This is a genomic window from Vibrio sp. CCB-PB317 (assembly GCF_022808245.1).
GTDB classification, from domain to species: Bacteria; Pseudomonadota; Gammaproteobacteria; order Enterobacterales; family Vibrionaceae; genus Vibrio; species Vibrio diabolicus.
This window is the reverse complement of sequence record NZ_JALGNU010000002.1, coordinates 19,337-38,540: the sequence shown is the minus strand read 5'-3', so window position 1 is coordinate 38,540 and position 19,204 is coordinate 19,337. Positions and strand designations below refer to the sequence as shown.

At 47.3% G+C, this 19,204-nt stretch carries 18 protein-coding genes; 7 read left to right on the top strand and 11 right to left on the bottom strand.

Annotated elements, in window-relative coordinates; genetic code table 11:
* Nucleotides 1–68 precede the first annotated feature (68 nt).
* Nucleotides 69–2,759: an alpha-glucosidase gene (gene ygjK / locus MTR11_RS09345; RefSeq protein ID WP_243327379.1), complete on the top strand. Its 2,691-nt coding sequence runs from the start codon at nt 69–71 to the stop codon at nt 2,757–2,759.
* 133 nt (nt 2,760–2,892) lie between these two features.
* Here the strand turns inward: ygjK and MTR11_RS09340 are convergent, their stop codons facing one another.
* From MTR11_RS09340 to MTR11_RS09325, 4 genes are all read right to left on the bottom strand, one after another.
* Nucleotides 2,893–3,405: a macro domain-containing protein gene (locus tag MTR11_RS09340; protein WP_243327378.1), complete on the bottom strand. Its 513-nt coding sequence runs from the start codon at nt 3,403–3,405 to the stop codon at nt 2,893–2,895.
* Nucleotides 3,406–3,464: 59 nt separating this feature from the next.
* On the bottom strand, nt 3,465–3,890 hold the full coding sequence (locus MTR11_RS09335) for a VOC family protein (RefSeq protein WP_164666022.1): 426 nt from the start codon (nt 3,888–3,890) through the stop codon (nt 3,465–3,467).
* Between the two features lie 154 nt (nt 3,891–4,044).
* Entirely contained in the window at nt 4,045–4,887 is an 843-nt protein-coding gene (locus MTR11_RS09330) for a LysR family transcriptional regulator (protein WP_243327377.1), read from the bottom strand.
* Nucleotides 4,888–5,038: 151 nt separating this feature from the next.
* Entirely contained in the window at nt 5,039–6,346 is a 1,308-nt protein-coding gene (locus MTR11_RS09325; protein ID WP_243327376.1) for a DUF1254 domain-containing protein, read from the bottom strand.
* A 141-nt stretch (nt 6,347–6,487) separates the two neighbouring features.
* Here MTR11_RS09325 and MTR11_RS09320 point away from each other — a divergent pair, with 141 nt between their 5' ends.
* Nucleotides 6,488–7,402 carry a LysR family transcriptional regulator gene (locus tag MTR11_RS09320; protein WP_006740978.1) on the top strand — a complete coding sequence of 305 codons (915 nt, stop codon included), beginning with the start codon at nt 6,488–6,490 and terminating at the stop codon, nt 7,400–7,402.
* Between the two features lie 72 nt (nt 7,403–7,474).
* Here MTR11_RS09320 and MTR11_RS09315 read toward each other — a convergent pair whose 3' ends face one another.
* The 5 genes from MTR11_RS09315 to MTR11_RS09295 form a co-directional block, all read right to left on the bottom strand.
* Nucleotides 7,475–7,960, bottom strand: coding sequence for a VOC family protein (locus MTR11_RS09315; protein ID WP_029846111.1), 486 nt, complete (start codon nt 7,958–7,960; stop codon nt 7,475–7,477).
* Between the two features lie 138 nt (nt 7,961–8,098).
* Complete coding sequence (locus tag MTR11_RS09310; protein WP_046875586.1) at nt 8,099–8,416, bottom strand: DUF4144 domain-containing protein; 318 nt, start codon at nt 8,414–8,416, stop codon at nt 8,099–8,101.
* A gap of 96 nt (nt 8,417–8,512) precedes the next feature.
* Nucleotides 8,513–9,223 carry an HAD family hydrolase gene (locus MTR11_RS09305; protein WP_243327375.1) on the bottom strand — a complete coding sequence of 237 codons (711 nt, stop codon included), beginning with the start codon at nt 9,221–9,223 and terminating at the stop codon, nt 8,513–8,515.
* Nucleotides 9,224–9,248: 25 nt separating this feature from the next.
* A complete protein-coding gene (locus tag MTR11_RS09300; RefSeq protein ID WP_145472523.1) occupies nt 9,249–9,785 on the bottom strand; it encodes a DUF924 family protein in 537 nt (178 codons plus the stop codon).
* A 65-nt stretch (nt 9,786–9,850) separates the two neighbouring features.
* Nucleotides 9,851–11,698: a M3 family metallopeptidase gene (locus MTR11_RS09295; RefSeq protein ID WP_243327374.1), complete on the bottom strand. Its 1,848-nt coding sequence runs from the start codon at nt 11,696–11,698 to the stop codon at nt 9,851–9,853.
* Nucleotides 11,699–11,981: 283 nt separating this feature from the next.
* Here MTR11_RS09295 and MTR11_RS09290 point away from each other — a divergent pair, with 283 nt between their 5' ends.
* Nucleotides 11,982–12,344 (top strand): hypothetical protein, encoded by a 363-nt coding sequence (locus MTR11_RS09290; protein ID WP_006740983.1) that lies wholly within the window; start codon nt 11,982–11,984, stop codon nt 12,342–12,344.
* A gap of 69 nt (nt 12,345–12,413) precedes the next feature.
* Here MTR11_RS09290 and MTR11_RS09285 read toward each other — a convergent pair whose 3' ends face one another.
* Complete coding sequence (locus MTR11_RS09285; RefSeq protein ID WP_005391896.1) at nt 12,414–12,587, bottom strand: hypothetical protein; 174 nt, start codon at nt 12,585–12,587, stop codon at nt 12,414–12,416.
* 234 nt (nt 12,588–12,821) lie between these two features.
* On the opposite strand from MTR11_RS09285, the gene MTR11_RS09280 reads away from it, so the two are divergent.
* From MTR11_RS09280 to MTR11_RS09270, 3 genes are all read left to right on the top strand, one after another.
* Complete coding sequence (locus MTR11_RS09280; RefSeq protein ID WP_139060502.1) at nt 12,822–13,964, top strand: sugar diacid recognition domain-containing protein; 1,143 nt, start codon at nt 12,822–12,824, stop codon at nt 13,962–13,964.
* Nucleotides 13,965–14,122: 158 nt separating this feature from the next.
* On the top strand, nt 14,123–15,475 hold the full coding sequence (locus MTR11_RS09275; RefSeq protein WP_005391886.1) for a GntP family permease: 1,353 nt from the start codon (nt 14,123–14,125) through the stop codon (nt 15,473–15,475).
* A 16-nt stretch (nt 15,476–15,491) separates the two neighbouring features.
* Nucleotides 15,492–16,628, top strand: a complete 1,137-nt coding sequence (locus MTR11_RS09270; protein WP_048625545.1) for a glycerate kinase — start codon at nt 15,492–15,494, stop codon at nt 16,626–16,628.
* A gap of 96 nt (nt 16,629–16,724) precedes the next feature.
* On the opposite strand, the gene MTR11_RS09265 is transcribed toward MTR11_RS09270, so the two are convergent.
* A complete protein-coding gene (locus MTR11_RS09265; RefSeq protein WP_186437921.1) occupies nt 16,725–18,161 on the bottom strand; it encodes a PLP-dependent aminotransferase family protein in 1,437 nt (478 codons plus the stop codon).
* Nucleotides 18,162–18,253: 92 nt separating this feature from the next.
* Between MTR11_RS09265 and MTR11_RS09260 the strand changes: the two genes are divergently transcribed.
* On the top strand, nt 18,254–19,153 hold the full coding sequence (locus MTR11_RS09260; protein ID WP_150917253.1) for a DMT family transporter: 900 nt from the start codon (nt 18,254–18,256) through the stop codon (nt 19,151–19,153).
* The last annotated feature ends 51 nt before the right edge of the window (nt 19,154–19,204 follow it).

The window sequence follows — 19,204 nt, the reverse complement described above, 5'->3', positions numbered from 1 at the left end:
CTGCACACTAAAAACACTCATTTATATAAATGAGAATATAAAAATAACGTAAATAATAGGGAAAAAGTATGTTTAAAAAGAACACACTTGCCATTCTGATCGGGGCTACTATTTCGCTTGTTGGATGTGGTTCTAATGATAAAACTGAAATCCGTTTACCACAGGCGCCAACTTCGGAATTTACTAACGTGATTGATCGTACTGGTAATCCAACTTACCTGCGTGATTACGACAGTTATTCGAACCTGAAGTACAACGCGTTGACGGATAACGGCGCGTGGCATGGCCATTTGCTACCTGAAGATGCGGCGGGTTATGGCGCTTTCGGCGGTATTATGCAAGTGACGCAAGAGTACGCGCATTTTATGTCTGGCCAAACGTTCGACAAGCTCACGTTGACCGACAAAGTTAGTGGCCAAACTTACGACTTATCGAACGCAGAAGCGAAAGTCTATTCCATTCCAGGTGCGTTAGTGCAGGTGTTGGACTTGGAGGATATTCACGTGCAAATGGTGCTGCGCTTCGTGACTGACCGCTCTTCGCTGGTGGAAACGCTAATCACTAACAAAACTGATCGTGATATGAACTTGGCGTTGGAGTGGGACGGCGAGTTGGTGAAATACGCGCTGTCGACGCGCAAAGACCAAACCGTGGCGCAGTACTACCCAGATTACAAGCGCCAGATTTCGACCATCGAGAACGGCATTAAAATTAACTTTAGCGAGATGAAAGACAACTGGGCGATCCGTAATGACCGTGATGCCGAGTTCCGCATTACTCGTTCTCTACCAACGAAGACGTTCACCAACGAAACCTCATTCAGTTCTACCGCGGAGATGAGCCTACCAGCTGAGCAAACATCGGCGGTTTATACGGCGTATTCTAACCTGCACAATGCGAAAGAAGTGCAGTCAGAATCGTTGAAATTGCAAGATGTATTGGCGAATCCAACTCAATACATGGAAGCGTCGAAAGCGCGTTGGGACGGCTATTTAGCGAATGGTCTTATCAACAAAGAAGCGACAGCAGACCAAGCTCGCGTAGCGGTAAAAGCGATGGAGACCCTAAACGGTAACTGGCGCTCTGCGGCGGGCGATATTGAACAAGCGACAGTCACGCCATCGGTCACTGCGCGTTGGTTCTCTGGTAACTTAACGTGGCCGTGGGATTCGTGGAAACAAGCGTACGCGATGGCGCATTTCAACCCAGATGTTGCGATGGACAACATTCGCACGGTATTCCAAGAGCAAGTTCAAGCTGATGACAAGATTCGTCCGCAAGATAAAGGCTACTTGCTGGATGTGTTGACGTACACCAAACCTGTTAGTCGTGGTGGTGCTGGCTCTGAAAACTGGAACGAACGCAATACGAAACCATCGTTGGCGGCATGGTCTGTGATGGAGGTGTATCACGCTCTGGTGAACCAGTTTGATCGCCCAGAAGACGCGCAAAAATTCATTGATGAAATGTATCCGAAGTTGGTGGCATACCACGATTGGTGGCTATCCAACCGCGACCACAACCAAAATGGTGTGCCTGAATACGGCGCGGCAGTGGACCCAGCACACAACACGGAAGAAGGCGTGATGTACGTTTGGGTAGAAACGCGCGATCCTAACTTCACGACCATTATTCCGGCAGAAGACATCATCGAGCAAAACGGCAATTCTTATAAAGTAAAAGGCATGGCGTCTTACAATAAGATTCTCGATGAAGTGGATTACATGACGATTCACGTTGGCGCACAAGAAGCGGCGGGCTGGGAATCGGGCATGGATAACGCGGCTCGTTTTGGCTTTATCTACAACATCCACAACATGAATTCGCAAGCTGAAGACATCAGCAATCCAGACAAAAATATGGATCAACTTGGTCGCTACGCGGCAAGTGCGTACGGCTTTGATAACAGCATCAAGCTGGAAGGCGAAGAGTGGGTGTACAGCAATACGTCAGCGGAAAACTTAGCGAAACTCGATCTAGCGAAGAAAGATTGGGAAGTTCGTTTTGCAGAAAACCGCACCAACAATAACGCTGCGGACGGCGAGCTGCTTGGCTTCTCTATGCTGCAAGAATCGGTGGATCAAGCCTCTTACATGTACTCAGACAACAAATACTTAGCGGAAATGGCGAAGTTGGTGTCCGATGGCGTAGAAGGTAAAGATCGTGCGCAAGAATTCCTTAACGGCGCAGAAAAAATCAAGACGTACATTAACCAATGTATGTTTGATGAAAGCACAGGATTCTTCTACGACATTCACTTAAATGTGGCTGAAGATGGCACTACTCCTGCGCCTCTTGCAAATGGCTGTGCGGGTTTGCCGATTGTAGAGCGTGGAAAAGGCCCTGAAGGTTGGTCGCCGCTGTTTAATGGTGCAGCAACGCAAGAGCATGCCGATAAAGTGATCGCGGTGATGCGTGATCAAGACGAGTTCAACACGCCAGATAAATTCCAAGGAACGGGTGTGCCTTTGCCGACCGCATCGCAAACTAACCCTGCTTACGGTAAAGATGTGTACTGGCGTGGTCGCGTGTGGCTAGACCAAGTGTACTTTGGCTTCCGTGCGATGGAAAACTACGGCTACAAAGAAGAAGCGATTGCGATGGCGAATGAGCTGTTTAACAACGCAGAAGGTATGACGGGTGACATGCCAATCCGTGAAAACTACAACCCTGAGACGGGCGCGGTACAAGGTGCGTCGAACTTCTCTTGGTCTGCTGCGCATTTGTACATGATGTACAACGGATTCTTCAAAAACTAGATCGCACACATTAGGCGCTTTGGATGACCCCCCTAGCATTCGTAGCGCTTAACGAACGATAATTCATTGATAAATAAGACAAACCGGACTGTGTTGGCAGTCCGGTTTTTTTATGTCTCTTATCACACAGATTTCAGTGCTGGGTCAGGGCGTGTTGCCATATCGAAAGCATCTCTTCACTAAACAAGTAAAAGCGCATGTCGAGTGCCGCGTATTCCGGTCTTTGGCAAACGGCCATCGCGACTTCTTCTGCTTCTTGAGGTGGGTAACCATACACTCCGCAAGAAATCGCAGGCAGTGCCACACTTTGGCAATGGTTAGCGAGCGCGAGATCCAGCGAACGTTGATATGCAGATTCCAACACCGCTTTTGGATCGGCGAATTTATCGTAAATCGGGCCAACGGCATGAATGACGTAACGCGCGTTTAAATTGCCAGCCTCAGTAATGCGTGCGTCACCAAACGGGCATCGAATACCGTCGACATCATCAACGGCATAACACGCATTGATAAGCGCAGGCCCTGCTGCGCGATGAATGGCACCATCGACGCCACCTCCGCCGAGCATTCTCGGGTTTGCTGCATTCACGATGGCATCGACATGTGCGGTGGTAATGTCGCCTTGGACTAACGAGATCGCGTTCATTTTTTTGAGCCTTCTACAATGATGAGAAACAAATGGTCAGTAACACAGTTAAGTGTAGCTTACTCATCAATCACTTGAGGTTTTAACTCGACGACATTTCCTTCCGGATCATGTATATAGAGTGATCTACCGAACCCTTGTGCGCCATACCGCTGCGCAAACTCTTCGGTTTCAATGCCGTTCGAACGCAGATATTCCAGTATTTCATTTTCGGAAAAAGGCGCTAGTTGCAGGCAAAAATGGTCAATATTACGACCATTTTGAACTGGTGGCTTTCCGCCAAGTTGCCCTAACTCGCTGTCCACCGTCACCACATCAATCAATGCGTTACCAGCCCTGAGCTGGGTTAAACCAAGCTCCATTACTTCGCGCTCGACAGGGCAGCCCAAAATATCTCGATAGAAATGCAACATGGCGTCGAGGTTGCACGTTCTTAGCACAACATGATCAAGTGCTTGGATTGCGATTGGGTTGTTGGTGGGCATGCTTCACTCCTTTTGTGCGGTTATGGAAAAGTATACGACCTGAACGTCCATATTGATCGTTAAACCATTTTTAACATATGCGCACTTAGTCATAAACAGTGCGTTTAAGAAGAGAGAAAGAGTTTTTGGCGAAACGCCTTGATGTGCGACCGAGTCAGGCGTTTAGGCCTGTAGCAAATTGGTCACGCGCCCAAGCTCGCAAACATTGATGGGAAGTGCTGGATTCATCTCGTTTATGGAAAATCAGTTTATAGCTGACTGGCTCGGAAAACATTGGAGTTTGAATGACTTGCAGATTCAAAGCCGATTGCCATTTCTGCGCCAAAGACAGGGGAAGCACGCCTAAGCAATCGTGTTTCGCTACATAGAGCATCATGCCAGAGAGCGATGTTGCCATCATTTCCACATCACGCTCTTGCAGCCCTGGCTGGTGAACTTCGGTGTCGCTAACTGGGAAGTCTTCGTCTCCGACAAACCGACAGTGCTTTTCAGAATAAAACTGTTCTTGTTCGATTTTTCTTGCGATACGTGGGTGATCTTGACGACAAATCACCACCATTGGCTCTTCAAAAATTGATTCACTGATAAACGATGGGTCATGAATGGTCGTTGGGCTAATAATCAAATCGATCTGTTTAAGTCGTAGATCATTCAATAACGAAGGTAAATCCGTATCGGCGCAAATGCTGATCGTGTTGGTTGGTGTGATGCGGTGGATCAGCGCTTCGTTACAGCTCAGGCGGAAAGTACTTTGATCGGAAATGGCATCATTAATCATCGCAAACGCCTGATGAAATTTAGGTAGCAACTGATGCGCTACAGAAGTGAGTTTGATTTGTCGCCCATCCTTCACAAATAACGATTTGTTGGTTTCTTTTTCCAAACGCTTCATGGATGCGCTAATCGCAGGCTGAGTTAGCCCTAGGTGCTCTGCGGCGCGAGAGTAAGATTGATATTCAGCAACAATTAAAAAGGTTTGGATTAGATTAAAATCCATACGATACCTAAATAAAAATAATCACTAGATTCAGTGGGCGTCTCTTTGATTTTTGGGCTAGATGTTCGCCCTAGGCACCCACCTTGAAATAAGCCTCCTTAACGCACTTACGAGCTAAGGAGGCTACAGAGTAGTGGTTCGTTAAAACGAATTATTTAACTACTTTGATTTCAGGCATTTGATACTCACCACTTTGGATTGCATCGTCTGCGCCGTAAAAACGCATGATGGCGTAGAACGGTTTTTCAGGTACTGGCAAGAAGTTTGGATCGTCTGCTCGGCCTTTCTCGTTCGCACTCATGTAAATGGTGTAGTAACCGTCTTTGTCCACTTTCATGGTTCGGTCGCCACGGCTGTGACGGTTTAGGTCGTTTTTCGCCATCAAACGGTTGTCGTTGCCGTAAATAGTAACAGACCAGAATTCGCTGACGTTCGGCGCTTTAAAGCGCATCACGTAATCATGCTTCGAACCATCCAGTTTTTGACCAGTGCTGTCGAAATCTGATTTACGGTAAGACGCTTCGATAGGTGGTAAGCCCCACTGACCAAGGTAAGTACCTTCTGCAAAAATATCGCGTGGCGCATCACCCAAGGTATCGCGTGTACCAAGCAACGTACGAGCATCTGTCATTTTAGGCGCAAGTTCGACGAGGTGTTCCATGCCTTTCTTCTCACCAATTTTTGCCAGTTTTAGCTGCTCAGGTGTGAAGTCAGTTTTGCATGGTTCAACGCCGATAGATTGGTATTTGTCCAACCACTGTTTGTCTGCATTACCCATCGAGCCATCACATAGCACGAAGTTCACGCGTTCAAGCCATGTTGAACTTTTTGGATCTGGGTACGTTCTTTGTACTGGTTTTGGCCCGTTCTTACCTAAATATTCCGATAGGGTACGAATGTTCCATTGGTCCATGTAGTTAAGCGCGACTTTCGCATCTTCGTCATTCACTGCCATGATGCGACCCATCAGCTTCACAAGGTTGCTGTCTACGCGAACCACTTCGTCGACAGAAGCTGGCACTTCACCTTGCCAATCTTGTGCTGCAAACATGAACTGGCCGCCTTTTGTGCCGCGAGTACGAGAACTGAACGCTGCGTTGGTGTAGTGGCCCATGTCCATTGTATGCAAGATCCAGTAACGGCCTTCATCCATATCAGGCACGCTCACAATGACAGGTTCTGCAGCAACATCTAACCAGCCCATAAGGTGAAGCGTATCGTTATTAATGGTTGGGTGAGCGGTGTAAGAGTCATCAGCTAGAGCACGAATATTCTGAAAGCGGTTGAGCGGATAGTTGTTTTCTACCGCCGTGTGATAGAAAAACTTGTACGCTTCATCAATAGAGTAGCCGTAGATATAAGCATCTTCTGCAAGATCAACATTGGTGTTAGCCGCAAATACAGGGCTGGCTCCTAGCGCTGATAATCCCAATAGAGTAACGAGTAATTTTTGTTTCATGGCTGGTTTCATCCATTTGGTTGTGAGGATATGTTTCCAGCTAAGCTTAGTCGTTAACCCGTTTATTACAGAAATGAATTGTGAGTATTTAGTCTATATCAAAAGTGATATGCTTTGAGGAAAGCTAAAGAGATAATGTTGATGAACTTTGATTACAATTTGCTCAAGGTGCTTGCAGTGATTCTTGAAACACGCAACACCACAACGGCTGCGGAGCGTTTGTGCACCAGCCAGCCTGCTGTGAGCCGAAGCTTGCGTAAAATTCGGGATTTGTTTAACGACGACATTTTAGTGCGTAAGGGCACTAATATGGAGCTCACGCCGAAAGCCGAAGAGATCAAAGCGCAGCTTTCTGGGATCATCAACGACATCGACAAGCTAGTGAATGTTTCTCATAGTTTTGATCCCGCGACCGAAAGCAGTGTTCTGCGTGTTGCGATCAACTCGTCCATTGCACAATGGTTTTCTGCCGCGTTTACTCAGCTGCTAGCCAAGGAAGCGCCGTTTATGAACTTGGTGATCGAAGACTGGACGGAAACCACGCCAGACAAAATCGATGCGGGTGAAATCGCTTTTGGCATCAACTATTTCCCTATGGAATTGCCGAAGCATCTGGTTCAGAAAAAAGGCGGGCGGGACGACTTTGCTCTGGCCTGTCGCGCGACGCATCCGCATGGTGGCAAACGCATGTATTTGGATGACATTTCAGAGTACGCGTACGCGGTTCACATCATCCAACATTGGAATGAAAAAGAAGATCACATCTCGCGCTTATTACAGCCTTTTTCAGTTGTCCCAAGAATTCAACTGCGTACCACGCACATCAACACCATTTTGAATTTGGTTGCGGATAGCGATGTGCTGTTTCCTTGTTCGCGTCACTTGATCAATCAGTTAGATAAGCGTTTTTCTTTTATCGAATTTGATGACGCGCTGCCGAAATTAGAGGGTAACTTCGGTTACGTTTACAGCGTAAAGCGCCGTAATGATCCGTTGATATTGTGGGTTAACAATACCGTTGAATCGTTGATGAAGTCGTTAGGCATTGAGTCGTAACAATGGTTGGTGAAACGGTTTGAACAACCGGGTTCAGTAACGCACTGATCCCGGTTGTGTTGCATGATGTAATTACTCGTATTCAGAAGCGTAAGTTTCTTCATAAGTGTGCGAGTAAAGCTCGAACAGGTTGCCGAATGGGTCTTCTAGATAAACCATTTTCGCAGGCTTGTTATCGTCTTCTGGGTGGTAACGCATGATGTCCATACGAACTTTGCCACCAAACGCTTCAGTGCGCTTGATTGCACCTTCAAAGTCGTCCGTCTGCAAACAGAAATGGAAGATACCGATGCGAGAAAAATCCACTTCATGGCGCTCTTGACGCTCTTTCATTTCAAATAACTCAAGTCCGATGCCATCGCTTGTCACTAGATGCGCAATGTTGAAGCCTTTAAAGCCCTTACCAAAGACCGCAATACACATTCTGCCAATTGCGGTTTCGCGTTCTTCAATCACTTTCGTGTTACCCATAACGACTTTTAGACCAAGCGCTTGTGTGTAAAACTCAACCGCTTTATCCATATCTCCAACCATAATACCGACATGATTCATTTTCATTTGTTTGCTCCCAACATGTGTGCTTAAACGTTGTTTTGTTTCGATGTGGGAGAGTATATGGCGCGGTTTTAATTACATGAAATTATCATAAATTATAAAAATAATAATTTTGTGTAATCATCATGAGCGGGGTTCGAGCTAATTGGCTAATGCCTCAACAGCTTGCTGTACCGAGGTGAAGTGAATTTTGATGATGCATCTTTGTGCGAGACTAAACTCATGCGACTGGATGAGTGACGTAACTTCCTCGACGGACAGAGTGCGTTCTTCCGGTTGTAAAACGGTGGCGTTCGAATCGTTGTATTGCAACCCGAACGTGCTGCCATTTGAGTCAATTACGTAATCATCTGGCCCCCAAATGAGCGCTTCGCATTCGGAATCAAGATCGGCATGAGAACGCAAATAGATAAGTTCATCGTCGCCATCGAGTTTCAATAAACATGGCCATGTAACCATGGGGCCTCCAGTGTAGTGGCTAAAATTGTTTCAATGTCTGAAAGGGCAAGGTGAGCGCTGGCTTTCAAGGTGTTGGCCTTAAACCGCAGTCAAAAATTACGTGTGTTGAGCAATAATCGAAAACAGCTCGTCAACCGTTCTTGCCACGTAATCTGGTTGCACGCTCCAATGCTCTGGCATCGCGCCGCTGTACGCTGCTGCAACGGCAATCACTTTACTTTGGCCACCCAACTGCTGTTCGATGTTGCGTGCGAATTGCGTGTCGGCTTCATGGTCACCGATGTACATCAGCTGTCGATTTTCTGCGTGACCAAAAATCGACTCAACGCATTTGATGCCACTGTACGCATCGGGCTTTTGGTGTCCGTTCGAGACGTCATCATACCCGACGATGGATTTAAACGGCGCACTGATGCCGTTGTCGGACAGCACTCGACGAATATTGCTTTGTGAGTTTTGAGAGCAAATGCCGTGAGGCAGCTGCGTAAACTCTTTAATAACGCCATCAATGCCTTCAAACAGGGTTACTGGTGTTTGGTTTTTCTCTTGATATTCTGCCCATAAACCACCAGCTTGTAGCATTTCATCATGGGACATGCCGTAGTAATCCACGTAGAGCTCTTGCCAGTTTTTCGCCGCGTGGTTTGCGTAGTGATAGTTGGCTTCTGAATGGAGATATTTCGGTAAATTATTGCCAGTTAAATGCGGGGCTACGATGGATAAGATCGCTTTGGTGATGTCGATGTTTTTCGGTACAGAGTTTACGAGTGTCCCATCGTAATCCCACAATATGGCGTCTAATTTCATTCAACGTTCTCGTTGTTATTGATGGTTAAAAGCTGGAACCGGGTTGCTGCAAAAATGCGAACTCTTCAGGTGTGCTTTCTCTACCCAAGATGGCGTTGCGATGTGGGTAACGTCCAAATTGGTCGATGATGGCTTTGTGTTTTAGCTCAAAATCGTAGTTATTTTCAAGCCCTGATGCGCGAAACAATTTCTCAGCTTCGACATGAATGAGGCGAGATTCGCTGTGCATAAAAGGCATGTACAAAAAGCTTAGCTGCTCAGGCACTAATTCTTGATCGTGTCCTAACCGAATTGCTTCTTGAGCCAATGCTAATGCGAGCGGGTCTTGCGCAAACGCTTTTGGGGTGTTGCGATACACATTACGTGAAAACTGGTCGAGGACGATGATTTCGGCCAATCGTCCTTGTGCGCTGTCACGCCAATTAAACAGTTCACAGCGAGCGGCTTGTTCTAGTACCGAGGCAAATCGTGACGCAATATGTTTGTCCAGTTCTGGGTCGTTTTCAAACCAGTTTTGAGGCGTTAGCTCTTCGAACCAGAACTTGATGATTTGTTGATGCATGGCGCTTCCTTTTTTTGTGCCTTAATAGTAAAAAGCCAGAAGCGTGGCTTCTGGCTCTTGGCGTGTTATCGACCGTAAGTCTCTACGATGTAACGTTCAAAATCGTCACACATTTGTTCGTCAGAGATGGTGTTGCTTGCCAGTTCTTTACTGCCGTCGACGACTTTAATCGTCGCGTTCAGTGAAGCGACTGGTGCTCGTTCTCGCGTCGCAAGTGAGTCGATTTTCTTCTGCTGTACTTCCCACGCTTGCTCTGGCGATAGATTACATACATCTGCCAAGTACTTAGCATTGAACCCCTCGCCAGTCAGGCTGAAAATGGTTTCGTTGTGCGACAAATGATTGCCTGCGTGCCAGTAGTGTTTTGCCAGCAGTGGGCCAATTTCTGGGTTATCCGTCAGATAGCCAAACTTCTCAAGGAAGTATGCACGGGTCTGGTACACCGCCATGTGCGCGAGTAGGTAACCTTGATACGCGCAAGCCGCTTCGTCGGATAGCAAATGTGGAATCGCCATCAGTGGGCGAGGGCTGCATTCCAAACCAAGGATCTGTTTTTCACAATCGCGAGCCAGCTTAGTGATGCGTTCTGGCGTTAACTCATCATCGCTCAGTTGATATAACGCGCGCTCAAAGTACGGCACAACCAAGATGCTACGTTCTTCATAAGCTTTGAATGGCTGACGACTGTTGATCATCGCTTGAATGATCTCATCAGGAACCGAATTCCCTTCATCATCCAGTGCGTACTGTTTTAGCCAATCGGCATCGGTTAACAGGCTGTCACAGAACATCGACTGAGTTTCTGCATAAGCCATCGACGTCGGCGCAAACTCCTGCGAAAAACAAGGCGCGTTCATTTTTACGTTCGCAAAGTGTGCTGCGTGACCACCTTCGTGGAACAGCGTGTTTATGCCATCGTAGCCGCTGCCCACTTGGTCTGGTTTGGCATTGCTGGTGAAGTTCACCTGTGCTGCGACCCATTCGCCTTGATTGTAGAATGAAGGGATAGGGCCGTGGCAGAACCCGTTCGGGTACTTACCTTTGCGGTCTAACAAATCCAGCGTTAGCGTCGCGCCAGAGTAATCAATATTCAGACGACCAAACGATTCTACCCAGCGTCTCAGAGATTTTGAGAACGGTACGTATGGGTCAAGGTCACGCATGACGTCACCCGCGAACGAGTAAACAAAGTTGAAGCCAGTGAGTGCGCTTGTGCCTTTCTCTTTCGCCAAGTTTTCTAAGCTGTTTAGGTGCGCATCTCGCGTGCGTTGTTCGAAATCTTCCAAAATCTCGAATAGCTGCTCAGAGCTCATCTTTTCCGTTTTTTGCACGGAGTAATCAAAGAAGGTCGTATAACCAAGTGAGCGAGCGAACTGGTTGCGCAGTTTGATCAGTTCTATAAAGCCGTTTTGCAGTAGCCATTGTTCAAGGTTCAGCAACGCTTGATGAGCCGATTGGCGAACTTCTTCATGATTGTTGGTGCGAATGGTTGAGCTCAATACTGGCAGTGAACCTTCCACTTGCTCGCCGTTTTCATCGGTAAACGTTTGTACGTGGTTCTGTTTTTTCTCGAACAGCTCAGCTTCAAAGGCAATGAGCTGATTTTTCAACGCTTGTGCCTTTTTGCCCTCGATTGCGTGAGATTCAAACATCGCCAGCCAACCAGAAAGACCCGTAATGGTTTGCTGTTTCTCTTGTGGGTCGGTAATTGAGTCCGCAGCTTCAAGCTGTTGTTTGATGGCAGTAATTTGCTCGGCGTTGCTTAAAAAGCTTGTCCATGCGGTTTGTGCTTTCGTCGAGCCATCATGGTCATCGCTGATCCCCATGTAAGTTTCCCAAAAGAAATCTTCTTTGGTGCGGTGAATCGCGAGGTAACGTTGATTGAGGTCGTTGAGATAATCCGTTGCGGTCATTTTGATCCTTCAAATGGTTGGGAGTAGACCCCTAATTATTGCACGCCTATTGATAATAAAGGAGGGACAAATTAATTTGCTGGTAGCGTACTGCGTAAACGTGATTTTACTATTTGTTTACATTTTAATGAGTTAGCAAGAGTTGTTACGAGTTCGGAGTGCGCAGTGTTAAGACTGGCACGGATTTTACAGTTCATCAGTTAATTAATCTGCGAGGCGCTCTCGATGATCTTTGTCATGTGTAATAATATTTCTATATCGCGGCAGTACATATGGAAACGATATGATAAATAAGACAAAAGTTACGCTATTGGCGCTAGGTACTATTTTGGTTGGATGTTCTTCAGTCACGCCGCCAAGAAATGATGCGGTTGAGAACATTCAACAAAAGTGCTCTGTAATTTTAAGCAGTGATGTTTCAGGTGAACAGCGTTGGCAGACATACAACGGCTTGCTTGTAGAATATGCTGTGCATGGCATTAAAACTCAGGCGCAGTTCGAACGTTTTGAAGCGTTTGTGCAGCGAGTACAAAATGATGAATCTGGACAGTTAGTTACCGAGCTGATTGAAGTCACCGATTGGGGATGCTCAAACGGCAATTATCTTGAAGAGATGGGCTTGTTTATTCAAGAAGTTCAAAAGTAAAAAACCGAGCGTTAAGTCGCTCGGTTTTTCTGTTTATGGAGCACTTCGTGCGCTGGCCCGTTAGGACGTTTACTCCTCTGGGTACTCGCCCATACCTTGCGTTTTACCTTCCGCTTTCCAATGCTCACCGGGGTCAAATGCTTCATCGCATAAATCTACGGTGTAGCCCATTTCTGTGATTTCCTTTAATGTGAGGTTATCTGCAATTTTTGCGACTTCACCCGATTTATTACGTAATTCCATGTTGTTTCCTCCTCTGTAGGTAGACGAGCGGTATCGATGCACAGTGATGAATGCATCGGTGACCTTTGTTCTAAGTATATAACTCTCAGCTCAAAATGAGGGTTTAATCCATTTTTATCGTGTGGTTAATTGAGTAATGCTTTGAGCTGCTTCAGTTATTTTTAACTGCATCATCGCGACAGTTGGCTATTTGTGATTTATTGAATGATTAAATTGTCAATCTGGAAAATCGAAATGGTTATTCTCGACCACTCTCTAGCACAGCAAATTGTCGATCGAACCATGTCCATCATTGGTCACAACGTAAATGTGATGAACTCAGCGGGCATCATCATTGGCAGTGGCGATCCCAAACGCGTTGGGCAAGTGCATGATGGCGCGGTATTGGCGTTGAATCACGGCGATTCACTAGAGCTGAATGAGCAGCAATGTTTGACGTTGCAGGGTGTCAAACCCGGAATCAATATGCTGTTGAAATTGCATGGAGACGTGGTCGGTATTGTTGGTGTGACAGGCGAGCCCGAGAAAATTCGAGATTTCGCCAAACTGGTCAAAATGACCGCTGAATTGACAATCGAGCAAGCCGCGCTGGTGGAAAAATTTCAGTGGGACAGACGTCATCGCGAAGAGTTTATTCTGGCTTGGATCAATGGCAAATTGACCGATGAAGAGCTGAAAGATTGGGCGATGCGTCTTTCTATCGATATTACTCAACCACGGGTGGCAACGGTGATTGAAGTCTCGACGCCGTCCGCCTCAAAAAGCATGAAGAGTGTGCGCAATATTGTTGAGCTGCTTGAATACCCAGAGCGTAACAACCTGGTTGCGATTGTCTCGGTGAATGAAATTGTGGTGTTGAAACCGTGTCATTCCGCCAAGCAGTGGGATAGCCAAGTTGAAAGTGAGCGCATTGATAAGTTGATGTCGCGTTTAAGCGATCACGATTCGCATACGTTTCACATTGCGCTAGGGCAGTTGTTTAATGAGCCTAAAGATGTCGCGTTGTCATACCAAAGTGCGAAGCAAGTATTAGCCATTGGCAAGCAGTTCTACCCAGAGAAACGTAAGTACCTGTTCGACGAACTTCGTTTGCCTGTGCTGTTAGCGCCGTTGGCGGATATTTGGCAAGGTGAACAAATTATTGATGGCGTGAAACGGTTGAAAGAGAAAGACAAATCCGGGCAATTACTGAAAACCCTAGATGCGTTGTTTGAATGCAATGGCAATGTGACGGAATGCTCTAAAATGCTGTTTATTCACCGGAACACTCTGCGTTATCGGTTAGAAAAAATCACCGAGATAACGGGCCTACCAACCACCAATTTTGTGGGGTTAGCGGAGCTTTATATTGCGACTCGGCTCTCAAAAATGTCGTAATATTGTGCATCTGCACAATACGCGTCATTTTTTGACCACATCATTTGTCACTCCGCCTAAAGGAATTCGAAAGCAAACGATTAATAATTCATGCGTCCCTACATGTTGAGTGAGCCAACACGGACTCGCTCAGCAAAATAAGAATAAATGGAGTTATCATGAACCTTATATTAATCCTGCTTGGGGTGATCGCATTTATTGTGCTCACGACCACCAAATTCAAATTACATCCCTTTTTAGCGCTGATCATCGCAGCGTTCCTTGCGGCATTTGCTTACGGCTTACCGGCAGATAGCATTGCCAAAACCATTGCTTCTGGCTTTGGCGGCATCCTTGGTTACATCGGCTTGGTTATCGTTTTAGGTACCATCATCGGTGTTATTTTGGAAAAAAGTGGTGCGGCGATCACCATGGCCGATACGGTTATTAAAGTGTTGGGTGAGCGTTTCCCAACATTGACTATGAGCATCATCGGTTACATCGTTTCTGTTCCGGTATTTTGTGATTCAGGCTTTGTCATTCTGAACTCGCTCAAAGAATCACTCGCGAAGCGTTTAAAAACCTCAAGCGTTGCGATGAGTGTAGCGTTGGCTACTGGCCTATACGCGACGCACACGTTTGTGCCGCCAACTCCTGGCCCGATTGCCGCTGCGGGTAACTTAGGCCTGGAATCTAACCTTGGTTTAGTGATTGGTGTGGGTGTGTTTGTTGCAGCGGTTGCGGCGTTAGCGGGTATGCTGTGGGCGAACCGATTCCAACATGTTGAACCAGATGGCATTGAAGCCGTAGAAGAAATTCAGCAAGACTGGCAAGCACTCAAAGCGTCTTACGGCAAATTGCCAACGGCGAGCCAAGCATTCGCTCCTATTTTTGTTCCTATCTTATTGATCTGTTTTGGCTCTATCGCGAAATTCCCAAGCTTACCGTTGGGCGAAGGTTTTGTGTTTGATGTTCTGACTTTCTTAGGACAGCCACTAACGGCATTGGTGATTGGCCTGTTCCTTTCTGTTCGCCTACTCAAGTCAGACAACAAGATTGAAGAATTTGGCGAGCGAATCAGCCAAGGTATTACGGCTGCTGCGCCTATTCTTTTGATTACCGGTGCGGGTGGTGCATTTGGCGCGGTATTAAAAGCCACGCCGCTAGGTGAATACTTAGGTACGACGCTATCGGCGCTGGGCGTGGGTATTTTCATGCCATTTATCGTTGCGGCTGCGCTAAAGTCGGCGCAAGGGTCATCAACGGTTGCATTGGTGACCACATCGGCTTTGGTTGCGCCTATGCTTACGCAATTGGGGCTCGATTCAGAAATGGGCCGCGTATTAACGGTGATGGCGATCGGTGCAGGTGCGATGACGGTTTCTCATGCAAACGACAGTTTCTTCTGGGTAGTTTCGCAGTTTAGTCGCATGTCGGTGGGCTTAGCGTACCGCGCGCAAACCATGGCTACGCTCGTTCAAGGTGTCACGGCAATGGCATTGGTGTACATTTTGAGCCTCGTTCTCTTATAAGTCTCTGGAAATACGTATGAAAGTGGTAATTGCACCTGATTCATTTAAAGAAAGCTTAACCGCCAAACAAGTGAGCGAGGCGATCAAAACAGGTCTTGCTCGCGTATGGCATGATGCTGAGTTTGTTACGGTTCCGGTCGCAGACGGTGGCGAAGGCACGGTTCAATCTTTGATTGATGCAACTCAAGGCGAACAAGTCTTCACAACGGTGACCGCGCCATTAGGGAATGATGTTGAAGCGTTTTATGGCATCCTCGGCGACGGCGAAACCGCGGTTATTGAAATGGCGGAGGCCAGTGGGCTGCACCTTGTGCCGAGTGATGCTCGCGACCCAAAACTGACCAGCAGCATTGGTACCGGACAGCTGATCAAACACGCGCTAGACAGAGGTATTCAACGCTTAATCATTGGTTTGGGTGGCAGCGCTACCAATGATGGTGGCGTGGGCATGTTGACCGCGTTGGGGGTGGCGTTTCTTGATGAATCTGGTCATGCAATTACCCCAAATGGAGACGGGTTAGCGGCGCTTGCGTCCATCGATATTTCTGGTCTTGACCCTCGTTTAGCAACTTGCGAAGTGTTGGTAGCGTGCGATGTTGATAACCCACTCTGTGGTGACAAAGGCGCGTCGGCTATCTTTGGCCCACAAAAGGGAGCGACGGCGTCAGACGTCACTCTGCTCGATAACGCATTGCGCAAGTTTGGCGAGTTGACGGAACAAGCGACGGGTAAGCACGTACTGACTCGTGAAGGGGCGGGTGCTGCTGGTGGTATGGGAGCGGCCTTGCTTGGGTACACGCCAGCACGTTTGCAACCGGGAATTGAGATTGTGCTTGAAACGGTCAAACTTGCTCAGCATGTTGCGGATGCGGATATCGTATTTACAGGCGAGGGTCGAATCGATCATCAAACCGCACATGGCAAAACGCCGATGGGCGTTGCTCAGGTGGCTAAGCAGTGTAATTTACCAGTCATTGCATTAGCAGGCTGTGTGGGCGACAACTATCAGGCGGTTTATGAGTGCGGCATTGATGCGGTGTTTGCTTGTGTACCAAGGGCGATGAGCTTACCTGAGGCCATGAAAGAGGCCGACGTCAACGTTGCCAATTTAGCCGAAAACGTCGCGAGAATGTGGCAAATTAAGTCGCACTGAGGGCGATAACGATACGAAAAAACTCCACCTTTGCGTGGAGTTTTTTGTTGTTACCAGTCTACGTATGCGGGCATAAGTTCATTTAGCAAGAGCGAGTTAACGAACATGCTTTGCTATCAACTTTGCCAGTGTTTGCATCGCGTGAATCCAATCGGTTTCACTACCAAAGTTTGCTACGCTGAGGCGCACGCAATGTCGATATTGTCCTTGAGTGCCAAATACGGTACCGGGAAGTAGGCTGATTCTGTGTTGATTACACGCTTGATACAACGCATAGCTGTCCGTTTCTTTGGGCAGGCGCAACCAAAGCAAGAACGAACCTTGCACGGCGTTGATCTGGTATCGATTTTTTAGAGATTCGTATTCATCTAAGTATTGATGAAGCATCTGGATAAATCGGCGCATGTTGTTTTGATAAACCCGACCCATTCGCGCAGTATGCGTTCGATACTTGCCTGACGTTAGAAACGTTGCCACGGCAGATTGCATCAGATTCAAACTGCCCATGTTCTCACACAGTAGATATTGCTCAATTTGATCTCGATATCGCCCCGCCAACATCCAACCAATTCTCAAACGCGAATCGAGCGTTTTGGATAACGAATTCACGTAAATTACGCGTTGCTTGTCATCGAGCAACCTCAAGCTTGGCAAAGGCTTGTTATAACTTAACCCGCCAAACACATCGTCTTCGATAATAGGAATATTGCCAGACGCCAATAGCAATTGCTGGCGCTTTTCTAGCGGCATCATGGCACCAGTTGGGTTGGTGAAGTTTGGCGTTACGATGATCGCTTTTATGTCCCATGTCGCCATTGCTTTTGCTAAGGCTTCGGGGCACATACCGTCTCGTGGGCAACTCGGAATTTCCACCACTTTGAGGCCGAGTGATTCGAGCATCAATAAATTACCAAAATAGCAAGGGGACTCCACCGCGACGATATCGCCTTTTTGTGTCGTTGCGCGCAGCGCTAGGCTAATTGCTTGCTGCGCGCCGTGCGTCACCATGATCTCATCCAACTTGGTTGGCGTGCCCAAATCTTGTGTGATTTTCGCCAGTTGTTTGATTAAGAGGTGATCACCGGGTGGCAATTGGTAATGGCTCGGTACATGCGTTTGCTGGCGGCTGTGGCGGCCAATCTCGGCGTACAAGCTTTTGATCGCGGGGGAGTCAATGTTTGGGTGGGCAGAGCCTGCGGGCAAACGCTCTTGGTATTCAGGGTACGTGAGGATTTCTTTGCAGATCGAGAGCAAATCCACGCGAGTCGGATCCGGAATTGAGCGAGAGGTCGGCAAGGCGATTTTTACTCGATAACCCGACTTGGGAACCGAGTACACCAAGTTTTGCGCTTCCAGCTCTTGATACGCACGAATCACGGTGTTTTTACTGACGCTTAATTCTTGGCTCAATGAGCGAATGGAGGGCAGTCGATCATCCACTTGGTAAACGCCACCATTGATGGCTTGTTTAAGGTGCTTTTCCACCACGAGGTACTTATTCCCTTCACCGCTTTCCAATAAATCTGTACCCATAAAAACACTTCCATCTGTCACTTTTTGAAAACACTGTACCTAATTACATTAACAGTATCTCAAAACATAAAACAAGCGTGAGTGAGGCGATCATGTTAATCCGAGCCATCCCTTTTGTATTTGTCATCCTTTGGGCTTCTGGATTTGTTGGTGCGCGTTTTGGTTTGCAGTATGCCGAGCCAGCGACACTACTTTCTATCCGTATGGCATTCAATGTCTTACTGTTTTTGGTTCTTGTGGCGATGTTGCGTAGAAGGTTGCCAACAGGAAGCGATTTCTGGCACAGCTGTGTGGTGGGTGTGTTGATCCATGGCTTCTATTTAGGCGGCACTTATTTCGCTATTGATTTGGGTATGCCTGCGGGGTTGAGTTCGTTGCTGGTGGGCATTCAGCCGATTTTAACCGCGGCTTTGCTGGTGGTGTTTGTTCGTGAGGAATTTAAACCCTCGCAATGGCTGGGTTTGGCTCTTGGCTTTGTCGGCATCGCTATGGTGCTGATGGGAAACATGGAGTGGCAGTCTGAGCAACATAAGTTCTTAGCCATTGGAGTCTGTTTACTGTCTTTGGTTGGTATAACGTTAGGGACGCTGTATCAGAAAAAACATTGCCAACAGGTGGATATGGTTGGTGGTGCGACGGTGCAATATTTGGCCGCACTCATCATGTTTCTGCCTGTTGCGATGCAGTTTGAAACCATGCAAGTTCAGTGGGAACTGGAGTTTATTTTGACCGTGCTGTGGTTGGTCGTCGTGCTCTCTTGTGTGGCCATCCTGCTGCTGCTGTACATGGTGAGAAATGGCGCGTCTTCGAGTGTGGCGTCTGTGTTTTACCTAGTGCCGCCAACAACCGCGATTCAAGCTTGGCTCGCGTTTGGTGAGTCGTTTGATTGGATGGGCATTTCTGGCTTTGCATTGGCGGCCACTGCGGTCTATCTAGTGGTTAAAAAGCCAGAGCTGACGATAAAAAAATCGGTTCAAACAGAATATACCTAAATTGGGTAGGGACATTCACGTGCCAGTGAGTACAATTCTGCTTCATCTTAA

Excerpts from the sequence above, each read along its gene's own strand:
- ygjK (WP_243327379.1), top strand. The coding sequence starts at position 69 with ATGTTTAAAAAGAACACACTTGCCATTCTGATCGGGGCTACTATTTCG.
- MTR11_RS09340 (WP_243327378.1), bottom strand. The coding sequence starts at position 3,405 with ATGAACGCGATCTCGTTAGTCCAAGGCGACATTACCACCGCACATGTC.
- MTR11_RS09335 (WP_164666022.1), bottom strand. The coding sequence starts at position 3,890 with ATGCCCACCAACAACCCAATCGCAATCCAAGCACTTGATCATGTTGTG.
- MTR11_RS09330 (WP_243327377.1), bottom strand. The coding sequence starts at position 4,887 with ATGGATTTTAATCTAATCCAAACCTTTTTAATTGTTGCTGAATATCAA.
- MTR11_RS09325 (WP_243327376.1), bottom strand. The coding sequence starts at position 6,346 with ATGAAACAAAAATTACTCGTTACTCTATTGGGATTATCAGCGCTAGGA.
- MTR11_RS09320 (WP_006740978.1), top strand. The coding sequence starts at position 6,488 with ATGAACTTTGATTACAATTTGCTCAAGGTGCTTGCAGTGATTCTTGAA.
- MTR11_RS09315 (WP_029846111.1), bottom strand. The coding sequence starts at position 7,960 with ATGAAAATGAATCATGTCGGTATTATGGTTGGAGATATGGATAAAGCG.
- MTR11_RS09310 (WP_046875586.1), bottom strand. The coding sequence starts at position 8,416 with ATGGTTACATGGCCATGTTTATTGAAACTCGATGGCGACGATGAACTT.
- MTR11_RS09305 (WP_243327375.1), bottom strand. The coding sequence starts at position 9,223 with ATGAAATTAGACGCCATATTGTGGGATTACGATGGGACACTCGTAAAC.
- MTR11_RS09300 (WP_145472523.1), bottom strand. The coding sequence starts at position 9,785 with ATGCATCAACAAATCATCAAGTTCTGGTTCGAAGAGCTAACGCCTCAA.
- MTR11_RS09295 (WP_243327374.1), bottom strand. The coding sequence starts at position 11,698 with ATGACCGCAACGGATTATCTCAACGACCTCAATCAACGTTACCTCGCG.
- MTR11_RS09290 (WP_006740983.1), top strand. The coding sequence starts at position 11,982 with ATGATAAATAAGACAAAAGTTACGCTATTGGCGCTAGGTACTATTTTG.
- MTR11_RS09285 (WP_005391896.1), bottom strand. The coding sequence starts at position 12,587 with ATGGAATTACGTAATAAATCGGGTGAAGTCGCAAAAATTGCAGATAAC.
- MTR11_RS09280 (WP_139060502.1), top strand. The coding sequence starts at position 12,822 with ATGGTTATTCTCGACCACTCTCTAGCACAGCAAATTGTCGATCGAACC.
- MTR11_RS09275 (WP_005391886.1), top strand. The coding sequence starts at position 14,123 with ATGAACCTTATATTAATCCTGCTTGGGGTGATCGCATTTATTGTGCTC.
- MTR11_RS09270 (WP_048625545.1), top strand. The coding sequence starts at position 15,492 with ATGAAAGTGGTAATTGCACCTGATTCATTTAAAGAAAGCTTAACCGCC.
- MTR11_RS09265 (WP_186437921.1), bottom strand. The coding sequence starts at position 18,161 with ATGGGTACAGATTTATTGGAAAGCGGTGAAGGGAATAAGTACCTCGTG.
- MTR11_RS09260 (WP_150917253.1), top strand. The coding sequence starts at position 18,254 with ATGTTAATCCGAGCCATCCCTTTTGTATTTGTCATCCTTTGGGCTTCT.